General features: G+C 53.5%; 13 protein-coding genes and 1 pseudogene. 5 read left to right on the forward strand and 9 right to left on the reverse strand.

Going from position 1 to position 12,643, the window contains the following annotated elements; all coding sequences use genetic code 11:
* A pseudogene (locus tag L977_RS25190) lies at window positions 1-70 on the forward strand (YceI family protein); the annotation flags it as partial.
* A gap of 40 nt (window positions 71-110) precedes the next feature.
* Here L977_RS25190 and trhO read toward each other — a convergent pair.
* Window positions 111-1,160: an oxygen-dependent tRNA uridine(34) hydroxylase TrhO gene (gene trhO, locus L977_RS00610; RefSeq protein ID WP_014883346.1), complete on the reverse strand. Its 1,050-nt coding sequence runs from the start codon at window positions 1,158-1,160 to the stop codon at window positions 111-113.
* A 221-nt stretch (window positions 1,161-1,381) separates the two neighbouring features.
* Here trhO and L977_RS00615 point away from each other — a divergent pair, with 221 nt between their 5' ends.
* From L977_RS00615 to L977_RS00625, 3 genes are all read left to right on the forward strand, one after another.
* On the forward strand, window positions 1,382-2,308 hold the full coding sequence (locus L977_RS00615) for a Kdo(2)-lipid IV(A) acyltransferase (protein WP_047624292.1): 927 nt from the start codon (window positions 1,382-1,384) through the stop codon (window positions 2,306-2,308).
* Window positions 2,309-2,450: 142 nt separating this feature from the next.
* Entirely contained in the window at window positions 2,451-3,668 is a 1,218-nt protein-coding gene (gene mdtG, locus L977_RS00620; protein ID WP_047624293.1) for a multidrug efflux MFS transporter MdtG, read from the forward strand.
* Between the two features lie 97 nt (window positions 3,669-3,765).
* Window positions 3,766-4,140, forward strand: a complete 375-nt coding sequence (locus L977_RS00625) for a MysB family protein (RefSeq protein WP_008500834.1) — start codon at window positions 3,766-3,768, stop codon at window positions 4,138-4,140.
* A gap of 6 nt (window positions 4,141-4,146) precedes the next feature.
* Here the strand turns inward: L977_RS00625 and L977_RS00630 are convergent, their stop codons facing one another.
* From L977_RS00630 to mdoG, 3 genes are all read right to left on the reverse strand, one after another.
* The gene (locus tag L977_RS00630; protein ID WP_014883343.1) at window positions 4,147-4,374 is read right to left on the reverse strand and encodes a YceK/YidQ family lipoprotein; all 228 of its coding nucleotides are present in this window, start codon (window positions 4,372-4,374) and stop codon (window positions 4,147-4,149) included.
* Window positions 4,375-4,459: 85 nt separating this feature from the next.
* Window positions 4,460-6,988: a glucans biosynthesis glucosyltransferase MdoH gene (gene mdoH / locus L977_RS00635; protein ID WP_023338244.1), complete on the reverse strand. Its 2,529-nt coding sequence runs from the start codon at window positions 6,986-6,988 to the stop codon at window positions 4,460-4,462.
* Window positions 6,981-8,534, reverse strand: coding sequence for a glucans biosynthesis protein MdoG (gene mdoG, locus L977_RS00640; RefSeq protein ID WP_032628846.1), 1,554 nt, complete (start codon window positions 8,532-8,534; stop codon window positions 6,981-6,983). Before mdoG ends, mdoH begins: the two co-directional genes overlap by 8 nt.
* Window positions 8,535-8,788: 254 nt before the next feature.
* On the opposite strand from mdoG, the gene mdoC reads away from it, so the two are divergent.
* Window positions 8,789-9,928 (forward strand): glucans biosynthesis protein MdoC, encoded by a 1,140-nt coding sequence (gene mdoC, locus L977_RS00645; protein WP_023337083.1) that lies wholly within the window; start codon window positions 8,789-8,791, stop codon window positions 9,926-9,928.
* A 35-nt stretch (window positions 9,929-9,963) separates the two neighbouring features.
* Here the strand turns inward: mdoC and ymdB are convergent, their stop codons facing one another.
* From ymdB to csgB, 5 genes are all read right to left on the reverse strand, one after another.
* Entirely contained in the window at window positions 9,964-10,506 is a 543-nt protein-coding gene (gene ymdB, locus L977_RS00650) for an O-acetyl-ADP-ribose deacetylase (protein WP_032637007.1), read from the reverse strand.
* A gap of 81 nt (window positions 10,507-10,587) precedes the next feature.
* Window positions 10,588-10,908, reverse strand: a complete 321-nt coding sequence (locus tag L977_RS00655; RefSeq protein WP_047624299.1) for a hypothetical protein — start codon at window positions 10,906-10,908, stop codon at window positions 10,588-10,590.
* Between the two features lie 159 nt (window positions 10,909-11,067).
* Window positions 11,068-11,400, reverse strand: a complete 333-nt coding sequence (csgC, locus tag L977_RS00660) for a curli assembly chaperone CsgC (protein WP_023337081.1) — start codon at window positions 11,398-11,400, stop codon at window positions 11,068-11,070.
* A gap of 60 nt (window positions 11,401-11,460) precedes the next feature.
* Window positions 11,461-11,913: a curli major subunit CsgA gene (gene csgA, locus L977_RS00665; RefSeq protein WP_014883336.1), complete on the reverse strand. Its 453-nt coding sequence runs from the start codon at window positions 11,911-11,913 to the stop codon at window positions 11,461-11,463.
* A gap of 41 nt (window positions 11,914-11,954) precedes the next feature.
* Window positions 11,955-12,410, reverse strand: coding sequence for a curli minor subunit CsgB (gene csgB / locus L977_RS00670; RefSeq protein WP_014883335.1), 456 nt, complete (start codon window positions 12,408-12,410; stop codon window positions 11,955-11,957).
* Between the last annotated feature and the right edge of the window lie 233 nt (window positions 12,411-12,643).

Here is a 12,643-nt window from a genome sequence, read left to right on the forward strand (position 1 = left end):
GGATTTGGGTCCGGCGTCTCAGGATGTTGAGCTGGTTATTTCTGTTGAAGGTGTGCAGCAGAAGTCATAATAGATTCGCCCGGCAGGATCTCGCCTGCCGGGCGTTATTATCATTCCGGGTCGGGAATACCCAGTTTGGTATTCAGACGGCCGCGTGATTTATTAAAAATCTTATTGCCGTTTTCTCGTCCCGCACGACGCCGACGCTGCTCTTCTTCCGGCAGAATACTCTCTTCACTGCACAGTTCACTGCAGCAGCCGTTAAACTTCTCGGCACAGGCAGGGCACTGGATGAACAGCAGATGGCAACCGTCGTTTTTACAGTTGGTATGGGTATCGCACGGCGCACCGCACTGGTGGCACTGGGCAATAACGTCTTCCGAAATACGCTCACCCATACGCTCGTCAAAGACAAAGTTTTTCCCGATAAAACGCACCGGTAAACCCTGCTCGCGGGCGCGGCGGGCGTACTCGATAATGCCGCCTTCAATGTGCCAGACCTTATTAAAGCCGTTGTGCTTCATCCACGCGCTGGCTTTCTCACAGCGGATACCGCCGGTGCAGTACATAACGATTTTTTTATCTTTATGTTCCTGCATCATCTCAACCGCCTTGGGCAGTTGCTCGCGGAAGGTATCGGCCGGGATTTCCATCGCGTTCTCGAAATGCCCCACTTCGTATTCATAGTGGTTACGCATATCAATGAACACGGCATCCGGATCGTCCAGCATCGCATTCACTTCCGCGGCCTTCAGATATTCACCGACGTTCGCCGGGTTAAATTCAGGATCGTCAATACCGTCCGCCACAATGCGTTCACGCACCTTCATGCGCAGCACCCAGAAGGATTTCCCGTCATCGTCCAGGGCAATGTTCAGGCGTAAGCCGTCGAGAGCGGGGTCGAAGCGATAAAGACACTCGCGGAAAGCGCTGACTTTGCTTTCCGGTACGCTAATCTGCGCGTTGATGCCTTCGCGGGCAAGGTAGACGCGCCCGAAAACGTTCAGGGCTGTGAAAGCCTGATAAAGCGCATCGCGGGTCGCCTGCGGATCGTCGATCGTGAAGTATTTATAGAAAGAGATGGTTGTGCGCGGTTCGGTTTCAGCCAACATACGCGCTCTTAACATCTCATTCGACACGCGGTTGTGTAACACTGGCATGGTGTACAGTCCTGGAATCGTTAGAGAGAATGAAAAATCGGTCGGCATCATATAGCAAACAAAACCAATTTACATCCACACAATTTACGCTACATTTCACACACCCTGATTAATCAGGTTTAACAATTGCTCTCGTCGTACAGGTTTTGTTGGCAGATATTTTGGCAACGTCTCAAAAAATGCGACAATAGCGAAACAGGACGTTTGAACACAGGAAAGACATGACCCAGTTACCCAAATTTACCGTCGCCCTTTTGCACCCTCGCTATTGGATGACCTGGCTTGGCATTGGCTTTTTATGGCTACTGGTACAGCTTCCCTACCCTGTTATCTTCCGGTTAGGTAAATCGTTAGGCCGAATCGCGCTAACGTTCATGAAGCGTCGGGCGCGCATCGCGTACCGAAATCTTGAGCTGTGCTTCCCGCAGATGAGCGAGGCAGAGCGCCGCGATATGGTCACGAAGAATTTCGAATCCGTCGGTATGGGGCTCATGGAAACCGGTATGGCGTGGTTCTGGTCAGATAAGCGCATGGCGCGCTGGAGCAAAGTGACGGGAACCGGCATGGAGCCCGTGCATACGCTTCAGGCTAACCGGACCGGCGTTCTGCTGATCGGGGTTCATTTTCTGACGCTGGAGATCGGGGCGCGGATGTTTGGCATGCAGGCGCCCGGCATCGGTGTTTATCGTCCAAACGACAACCCGGTTATCGATCTCATTCAGACCAACGGCCGCATGCGCTCCAATAAAAGCATGATCGACCGTAAGGATCTGAAGGGCATGATCCGCGCCCTTAAATCCGGTGAAGTGGTCTGGTATGCTCCCGACCACGACTACGGCCCGCAGTCGAGCGTATTTGTGCCGTTCTTCGCCGTTGAAGAGGCGGCCACCACCACCGGCACCTGGATGCTGGCACGGATGTCCAAAGCCGCCATCGTCCCCTTTATTCCCCGCCGTATGCCGGATGGCTCAGGCTACGAGCTGATGATGCTCGAACCGGAGCTCGCGCCGCCGTTAGACGATGCAGAAACCACCGCGCGCTGGATGAACAGCGTTGTAGAGAAGTGCATCATGCTGGCCCCAGAGCAGTATATGTGGCTGCATCGCCGCTTTAAAACGCGACCACAGGGCACACCGTCCCGCTATTGATCCTCATGCGGCCCCATTCGGGCCGCCTCCTGTTTTAGCTTTAAAAGCGCTTCCGCATTGCGGCAATCATAACCCAGGCGCATAATTAGCAGGCTTATTACTTTATGCCTCAGGTGCTCAGCACCTCATTATGCGGAATGTTATGTCACCCTCAGATGCCCCCATAAACTGGAAACGTAACCTCACGGTTGCGTGGCTTGGCTGTTTTCTTACCGGTGCGGCGTTCAGCCTGGTTATGCCTTTCCTGCCGCTCTACGTCGAACAACTGGGCGTGACGGGCCACAGCGCGCTCAATATGTGGTCTGGACTGGTCTTCAGCATTACGTTTCTCTTCTCCGCGATTGCCTCACCCTTCTGGGGTGGACTTGCCGATCGCAAGGGCCGAAAAATTATGCTGTTACGTTCTGCGCTGGGGATGGCCATCATCATGGCGCTGATGGGGGTCGCGCAAAACGTCTGGCAGTTCCTGGTATTGCGGGCATTGCTGGGTTTACTGGGCGGATTTATTCCCAATGCGAATGCCCTGATTGCCACGCAAATTCCGCGCCATAAGAGCGGCTGGGCGCTTGGGACGCTCTCCACCGGTGGCGTAAGTGGCGCCTTGCTGGGGCCACTGGCCGGAGGACTGCTGGCGGATAATTACGGCCTGCGCCCGGTCTTTTTCATCACCGCCAGCGTGTTGTTCCTGTGCTTTATCGTCACTCTGCTCTGTATCCGTGAGAACTTCACGCCTGTCGCCAAAAAAGAGATGCTCCATGCCAGAGACGTGCTGACCTCGCTTAAGAATCCCAGACTGGTGCTGAGCCTGTTCGTCACGACAATGATTATTCAGGTCGCTACCGGCTCGATTGCGCCAATTCTGACGCTCTACGTGCGTGACCTGGCGGGTGATGTCAGTAACATCGCCTTTATCAGCGGGCTCATTGCCTCCGTGCCCGGCGTGGCGGCGCTGCTTAGCGCCCCGAGGCTGGGCAAGCTGGGGGATCGGGTGGGCCCGGAAAAAATTCTGATCTGCGCGCTGGTGCTCTCCGTCCTGCTGCTTGTCCCCATGTCGATGGTGCACTCTCCGTGGCAACTGGGGGTTCTGCGCTTTTTACTGGGCGCCGCCGACGGGGCGTTACTGCCCGCCGTGCAGACCCTGCTGGTTTACAACTCCACGAACCAGATTGCGGGGCGTATTTTTAGCTATAACCAGTCATTTCGCGATATTGGTAATGTGACCGGACCGCTTCTCGGTGCAGGTATATCCGCCAGCTTTGGTTTCCGCGCCGTCTTTATCGTGACGGCGGGCGTGGTGTTGTTCAACGCGATGTATTCGTGGTTCAGTTTATCCCGCGCGTTACGCCCCGCGACAGAATAAGGCGAAAGCCTGACGGCTTATTTTCGCATTCATACTTGCAGAATCCGATCTTCAGCTATTCTTTCCCTGAAACCTTCTGGAAAACAGGGAGACACCAATGACCATGTACGCCACGCTGGAAGAAGCTATTGATGCCGCTCGCGAAGAGTTCCTCGCCGACAATCCCGGTGTTGAGGAAGAAGATGCTGACGTGCAACAACTTAATATCCAAAAATACGTTCTGCAGGATGGGGATATTATGTGGCAGGCCGAATTCTTTGCTGATGAAGGTGAAGAAGGGGAATGTTTGCCGGTCCTGAGCGGTGAAGGCGCGCAGGCCGTCTTTGATGGTGATTATGACGAAATCGAGTTACGGCAGGAGTGGCTGGAAGAGAACACCCTGCACGAGTGGGATGAGGGCGAATTTCAGCTCGAACCCCCGCTGGATACGGAAGAAGGTCAAACCGCAGCCGATGAGTGGGACGAGCGTTGATTTACGCTACTCGTACGGGCCGTGGCTGGCATCGATGGGCAGCAACAGCGTGTCGAAAATCAGCGAAAACGGCAGATCGAGCACGGTCAGGTAGCGCCACGCGGAATCACGGACATCCCATTTCACACCCGGGTAATACTGATTCCCATGGCCCTGCCCTGGAATAGTGCGGCTGATGATGCTGCCGCAGCCGCTAAGCAGGCATGCCATCAGGACGACAATGATTATTCTCATAAGTTACCTCTAAAAAAATACCGGCGATTAAGCCGGTATTTTTATCTGGCGGGTGGCGCTACGCTTACCCGCCCTGGTTAACAACTTACTTCGCCTTCAGTGCAAGCGGATTCAGCTTCACGTCTTTGTAGTAGTTCACCCACGAAGAATACTTTTCCGGAGCGGACCATACGCGATAGTGAAGCCTTGCCATCGTGACCGGATCGCTCAGCAGCACCAGACGACGGTCGCGGTTGAGTTTTTCCGGCGTCTCGTTAAGCGCCTGCTCAACGTGACGATCGCGGGCAATCTCCAGCACATGACTTGCACGGTGACGCGCCGTCGCCATGGCTGTTGCCAGGGCGTTAAATGACGGGTTAAACACGGCGTGCATAAAGCCATCATCCAGCGTGCGATTGCGGTTCTGCTCCAGATAGGTATCGGTATCCACCAGCACCTTCGGCGGGGAGTACTCTTCCGGGATCAGGAACAGTTTCCAGCGTTTAGTCCGCAGTCCCACCGTTGAACGGCTGGAGATCACAGAGACGAACGGCGACAGGATCAGCGAGAAGACAATCGGCGCCAGCCAGAACAGGAAGCGCAGATCCAGCCAGGCCATGCCCGCCGCCCACACCAGCCCCAGCAGCAGCTGAGAACCGTGACGCATGAAGGCTTCGCCCCACGGCGTGGAGTCGTCATCACGCTGCGGTGAGTTCCAGACCACTTCCCAGCCCAGGAACGCACTGACCACAAACACGGTGTGGAACAGCATACGCACCGGTGCCAGCAGCACAGAGAACAGCACTTCCAGCAGCAGTGAAAGGGTCACGCGGAAGAAACCGCCGTACTCTTTCGAACCTTTGCACCAGATCAGGATGATACTGAGCAGCTTAGGCAGGAACAGCAGCACCATGGTAGAAGCAAACAGCGCAATTGCCAGCTCCGGACGCCACTGCGGCCACACCGGGAACAGCTGGCGCGGTTGCAGGAAGTATTGCGGCTCCGTCAAAGCATGGACGACCTGCAATGCAGTAGAGAGCGCAAGGAACATGAACCACAGCGGTGCGGAGAGATAAGACATCACGCCCGTCAGGAACACCGCGCGGTGAACCGGGTGCATCCCTTTGACAAGGAACAGGCGGAAGTTCATCAGGTTGCCGTGACACCAGCGGCGGTCACGCTTGAGCTCATCCAGCAGGTTTGGCGGCAGCTCTTCGTACGATCCCGGGAGGTCGTAGGCAATCCAGACGCCCCAGCCCGCACGACGCATCAGCGCAGCTTCCACGAAGTCATGCGACAGAATAGAACCGGCAAACGAACCCTCACCTGGCAGCGGCGCCAGCGCACAGTGTTCAATGAACGGCTTCACGCGAATAATGGCGTTGTGACCCCAGTAGTGCGATTCACCCAACTGCCAGAAGTGCAGACCGGCAGTAAACAGCGGCCCGTAAACACGGGTGGCAAACTGCTGGCAGCGCGCATAAAGCGTGTCCATACCGGACGCTTTTGGCGAAGACTGAATGATCCCCGCGTTCGGGTTGGCTTCCATCAGACGCACCAGACCGCTCAGGCAGTCACCGCTCATGACGGAGTCCGCATCCAGCACCACCATGTAGCTGTACTGGTTACCCCAGCGACGGCAGAAGTCATCGATGTTACCGCTTTTACGCTTCACACGACGGCGACGACGACGGTAGAAGATCTGGCCTTCGCCCTGTACTTCTGCAATCAGCTCCATCCACGCTTTTTGTTCTGCAACGCAGATATCCGGGTTGTAACTGTCGCTCAGAATATAGACGTCGAAATGCGCCGCGTTGCCGGTCGCCTTGACGGACTCCCAGGTCGCACGCAGGCCCGCAAATACGCGGTCAACGTCTTCGTTACAAATAGGCATGATCAGCGCGGTACGGTGCTCAGGATTGAGGGGTTCATCCCCGACCGTTGACGCTGAAATGCTGTATTTGTCCCGCCCCATCAGCAATTGCAGGAAGCCCATTAGCGCGGTCCAGAAACCGGCCGAAACCCAGCAGAACAGAACCGCAAACAGCAGGAGGATGCCGCTTTGCAGGATATAAGGCAGTAGCTGCATGAAGGAGACCCAGAGATCCTGGCCCATCATGTCCGTTGGGTTAATAAACGCCCAGCCCTGGTAAGGCAGAATGGTTTTCATGTACCAGGTCGCGACAACCGTTTGTGCCAGCGTCAGAAGCAGCAGGATGTAACGGCGAATAGTCCCCACGGTACGCCATTTCTGCTCAGAGGCCTGCTCTTCTTTAGTCAGGCGTGACAGATAGCGCGGCGTCACATCACGCCCTCGCAGGCGATCCCAGAAGCGGCCAACCGGGTTGGTGCGCCATGGATCGGGGAACATAGAGGAACGCGTCGCCTTCGGCATCGCCTGAAGCTGATCGCGTCCTTCGTCGTCTTTAATCAACTGCCCTTCTGCCAGCGAGTCTGGCCATGCCTGCTCCAGACGCGCTTTTACTGACCCCAGCGGCGTATCATCATCACGGGAAAACTGACGATGTTCACCATCCAGCGCGGTGTGAACCGCGCGGATGTCGCTCTTAGGCAGCGCCGCTTTTTCGATATCCGTCAGTGGCATGGCATCAATATATTCAGATGTATTATTCATTGGCAGGTAGCTGATAGCTCCAGGTTTCACTCAGCGGCTGATCGTCACTGACCAGCGCAGCACGCATTTCAGTGGTCTGTTTCGGATCTTTCACTTTCACGCGCAGGGTCAGACGCCAGCCTTTGGTTACCGGATTGTAACGCACCGTGTTTTCAACGATTTCACCGTTATCACCAATGCTGGCCTGAGCCGACACCGCCGTATCCGGAGACAGTTTCTTCATATCCTGGCCTGTGAAGTCCACGACAAACGCCACGGTACCGTCAGGCTGACGGATAAGGTTAGACTGCTTCACATCACCCGTTGAGCGGCGAGTCTGCATCACATACGCGTTATCCGGCGCATGCAGCTTATCTTCGTCGCGGCTGAAGGTAATGGTGTACTTGAAGTTCATCTCTTTGCCGGCTTCCGGCAGTTGATCCGGCGTCCAGTAAGCGACGATGTTATCGTTGGTTTCGTCGTTGGTTGGAATTTCAACCAGCTCTACCTTGCCTTTACCCCAGTCGCCTTTCGGCGTAACCCAAGCGCTTGGACGCAGGTCATAACGATCGTCCAAATCTTCGAAGCGAGAGAACTGACGGCCACGCTGCAGCAGGCCAAAGCCCTGCGGGTTTTCCATCGCAAAGCTGCTTACTGCCAGATGTTTCGGATTATTCAGCGGACGCCAGATCCACTCACCGTTACCGGCATGAATAGACAGACCATTGGAGTCATGCAGTTCCGGGCGGAAGTTGGTTGCCGGCGACGGCTGGTTTGGCCCAAACAGGAACATACTGGTAAGCGGCGCAACGCCCAGTTTGCCCACTTTGTCACGCAGATAGACTTTAGACTGCACGTCAACGACCGTGTCACGACCCGGCATAATCACAAAGCGATAGGCACCGGTTGCGCGCGGAGAGTCCAGCAGCGCATAAATAGTCAGACGTTTGTCCGTTGGTTTTGGACGTTCAATCCAGAACTCGCGGAAACGCGGAAACTCTTCCCCTGATGGCAGCGCGGTATCAATGGCCAGACCACGCGCAGAAAGCCCGTACACCTGCCCCGCGCCAATCACGCGGAAGTAGCTGGCGCCAAGCATGCTGACGATTTCGTCGTTTTTATCTTTGCTGTTAATCGGGTAAAGCACCTTGAAGCCTGCGAAGCCCAGGTCTTTCACCGTATCTTTGTCGTGTTGCACATTGCCAAAATTGAAGTAATCCGGGCTGTACTTGATCTTACGTACCGCGGTCGCCGTCACTTCATTGATGGCAACAGGCGTGTCGAAGTACATACCCTGATGATAAAATTCAAGCTTGAACGGGGTTTTAATGTTGTTCCAGTACGCTTTATCGTGATTGAACTGGATCTGCTGATAGTCCGCATACTTCATGTCGCGGAAAACGGAGGGCAAGTTACTTTTCGGCGCTTCGTAGCTCTTGCCTGCCATCGATTTTGCCTGTTTTGCGACATCGTCGATGTTAAAGGCCAGTGCCGATGAGGTATACAGTGATAACACGACTGCAGCACCCACCCAACGCATTTTCATCATCTGTGGTTTATGTTTCATAATAAGTAAGCACTTCCCCCTTTGTGTGCTTATATCGATCCGATCCATTTTAATGGAAACTCAGGCAATCCGACAACATAATCACTGCTTTGTTCAGCTACTGGCTCATGGATTAAGCAAATGAAAGAACCCGCGATTCACTTTGCGTGCTTATCCTGGAGACAGTGTGTCGGTCTTGGTGTAGGGTTGGCGTCGAATGTAACCATTATGAGTCTTAGGGATAAGACGAAAAGTCTGAGAATGCACAAAGTTATATGAGCACATCACCAACAGAACGTGAATATTTCCTCGACTCGATCCGGGCATGGCTGATGCTATTGGGGATCCCCTTTCACATTTCACTGATTTACTCCAGCCACACGTGGCATGTTAATAGCCAGATGCCCTCCTGGTGGCTCACGCTGTTTAATGACTTTATTCACGCCTTCCGTATGCAGGTGTTTTTTGTCATTTCAGGCTATTTCTCCTACATGCTTTTTTTACGCTATCCGCTGAAGCGCTGGTGGAAAGTCCGCGTAGAGCGCGTGGGTATTCCTATGTTGACCGCCATCCCGCTGCTGACGCTGCCGCAGTTCATTATGCTGCAGTATGTTAAAGGCAAAGCAGAGAACTGGCCGAATCTTACGCTGTATGAAAAGTACAATACGCTGGTCTGGGAACTGGTGTCTCACCTCTGGTTCCTGCTGGTACTGGTGGTACTGACCACGGTCAGCCTGGTGATCTTTAGCCGTCTGCGCCGTCATTTAAGCACGACCGCTGACGCCTTCTTCGCCAACGTCACGCTGGGCAAACTGTCGGTGCTCTTTTTGCTGCTTGGCGTTGCTTATGCCGCCGTGAGACGCACTCTGTTTATCGTCTACCCACCGATACTGAGCGACGGGTTGTTTAATTTTGTGGTGATGCAGTCGCTGTTCTACATTCCGTTCTTTTTAATTGGCGCACTGGCGTTTATTTATCCGAAGCTTAAAGCCTTGTTTACCACACCGTCACCGTGGTGCGCAGTGGGTGCCGCCTTCGCGTTTGCGGCCTATCTGCTGAACCAGCGCTACGGTAGCGGCGACGCCTGGATGTATGAAACGGAAAGCGTGATCACTATGCTGCTGGGCTTGTGGATGGTGAATGTGGTGTTCGCACTCGGCCACCGCTTGCTGAACTTTAAGTCCAGCCGCGTGACCTACTTCGTCAATGCTTCACTGTTTATCTATCTGGTGCATCACCCGTTGACGCTGTTCTTCGGGGCTTACATCACGCCGCATATCGCCTCTAACACGCTGGGCTTCTTTACCGGACTGGTGTTTGTGGTGGGCGTGGCGATCGTGCTCTACGAGATCCATCTGCGGATCCCTCTCCTGCGTTTCCTGTTTTCAGGCAAACCCCAGACGAAAACTGCCTGAGCAGCGTGGCGCACGGACGGTGCGCCACGTTTGTTTCAACTCTCCAGCGCTTGTCTGCGCTGCGCCAACAACCGCTGATACAGATGCAGGGTGTCTTCATCAAAACAGACAAAGGTCACCTTCTCTGGCAGCGGTTTCAGCGACAGGTAGCGGTAAACGGTTTCTACCGCGATGGTCGCCGCTGCCGCCTTGGGATAACCATACACGCCGGTACTAATTGCCGGAAACGCCATCGTTTTGTAGCCGTTGTCGGCGGCAAGCCGTAGACAGTTTCGGTATGCCTCTTCCAGCAGACTCGCTTCATGGTGGTCGCCGCCCTGCCATACTGGGCCAACGGCGTGAATCACCGCTTTGGCCGGAAGGTTGCCCGCAAGCGTAATCACCGCATGGCCCGGCGGGCATTCGCCCTGTTGCTGACGCACGATTTTACAGGCTTCCAGCAGCTGCGGTCCGGCAGCGCGGTGAATAGCACCGTCAACCCCGCCTCCCCCCATCAGGGAAGGATTGGCCGCATTGACGATGACATCGACATGCTGGCTCGTAATATCGCCATGAATCACTTCAATTTGCGGTTTCATAAAAGCCCTCTGCTACCCGCCTTTTTCTTAAGTGTATCGCAGAGGGGTTATTGAGAAAAACGATCGGCGGTAAAACACGAATTAGCGGTACTGGATCTGAACCACTGCGAGCGTTTTTTCAGGATTAAGGTATTTCATATCCACTGTCGCCAGGCTGGAAGGTGTCGTCATGCCGTTCAGCGCATCGTCGTAACTGACCATACGGGTTTGCATATGGTTTTTATCCGGGCACGATACCGCCAGCTGCCGATGTTGCTGCGTAACTTCACACGGGTCAGCAACGATTGCACCGCGAAAGTGAATGACGCCCCCTTCCGCAAAAGTGGCCGAATGCGCAGGAACGATAAAGGCAGAAACGAGCAGGCCCAAACCTGAAATAAGATGTGCAAAATTGTGGGTCACGATAGGTACTCCTCAATGAAAATCGTCCATGAGGGGCAAACGCGCTTCATTATGTTAACGAAGTGTCACGTTACGGAACATTACGACACAGTTCCTGATAACAGCATAGCTCAACGGCACAGACCCGCCACCTTCGCAACATATTGATATTATGAATGATTAGAGCGCGCGCCCTCCAGGCGACCACTGTTGTGATAAATGAAGTGCTTTTCCATCAGTGACGGTTACCACGATCGTTACCGTGTCTCCCGCAGAGATATTTAAACTCAAGCGCATTAAATCAATCGCCTGATTAGCGGGGATAAAAAGTGTGTTTTGCTGGCGGGATGAACTTTGTCCACTCTGCCCTTCGCGCAAAGAAACAATCTGGACCTGACAATCACACGATTCCGTCAACGTGACCTGCGGAATAATGGTGGTCATATTGCCCTGCTGTGAGGTTTGAAAGGTTATCTGGCTCGACAGCGCGGCGAGGAGAATTAAGGTATTCATAATTAACTCCCGAAAAAAAACAGGGCATCAGCCCTGTTTTTTGTAGCACAGATGTCAGTATCAGTACTGATGAGCTGTCGCGTGGTTACCAAAGCCAATCTGGGTAACGTTGACGGTGGAGTTAGACGCCGTCTGGTCTACCAGTGCGCCGTTAAGGCCACCGTACTGGCTGACATTCATCACGGAATCTTTACTGTTCCACTGATCAAGTGTCGCACTGTTGCCAAATCCGTTCTGGGTCAGGTTAATGCTACTGTCGTCAGACCCCTGGCCAACGTCAGCGCCGTTACCGCCACCGGTCTGGCTAATATTCAGAACTGAATTTCTGGCATCAGTCTGCAGGGCCAGCGCGGAGTTACCGCCACCATTCTGGTAAATATTCAGGGTTGAATTTGGGCCACCGTATCCGCCATGACCATGTCCATGACCCCATCCGCCCTGATTAATCATACCAGCCATAGCACTACCAGAAACTACGATTGCTGCAAGTGCTGCCACTTTGATAAATTTCATGGTAAACCCCCATCGGATTGATTAAAGTCGTCGCGAAATAACTAGCGTTGAATAACGCGAATTGCCATCTGCGACTGTTTCTGCACTACAACTGCGGTTTTCTGCGTACCGTACTGCGTAATATTTGCTCTATTACCCGACCCTTTCTGGATAATTTTTGCACTATTACCATATCCATCTTGCGTAATACCTGCATCGTTCCCGTTACCGCTCTGATCGATCCAGGCAATATTGTAAGTCCCTGATTGATCAACTCTCGCTCTGTTGCCTGCACCATCCTGGGAAACGACTGACAAGAGTTTCGACCCTTCCTGGCGAATCTGAGCGTCATTAAATACGCCCTGTTGACCAATAATGGCTGCCTGATTTAATGATGAACGACTTAATTCATTAACCGCAAAATTATATTCAGCATTCGCCAAATCAGTATTAGCCGCGGTTACAAATCCAGGCACACCCAGTAATGTAAACATCAAAAATAACGATGTGTTTTTCATGTTGTCACCCTGGACCCGGCTACCTGAAAACACCCTGTTCGTATTTCGTGTTAAACGACTCGTTTTTTGTTAACGCGTCGTTACGGTGAAGAGTATGTCCGCTGAAACATTTTAAATATCTCACCCGCGTGGCTTATTTTTATTTCTCAGGTCACCACAAAGTCTTAATTTGCAGAAAAAATACACATTACACAGGCTGGTTTAATTTTTTATAGAATATTTATGCGCGTTGT

It is taken from the genome of Enterobacter sp. ZOR0014 (genome assembly GCF_000798855.1).
In the GTDB taxonomy this organism is placed as follows: Bacteria; Pseudomonadota; Gammaproteobacteria; order Enterobacterales; family Enterobacteriaceae; genus Enterobacter; species Enterobacter kobei.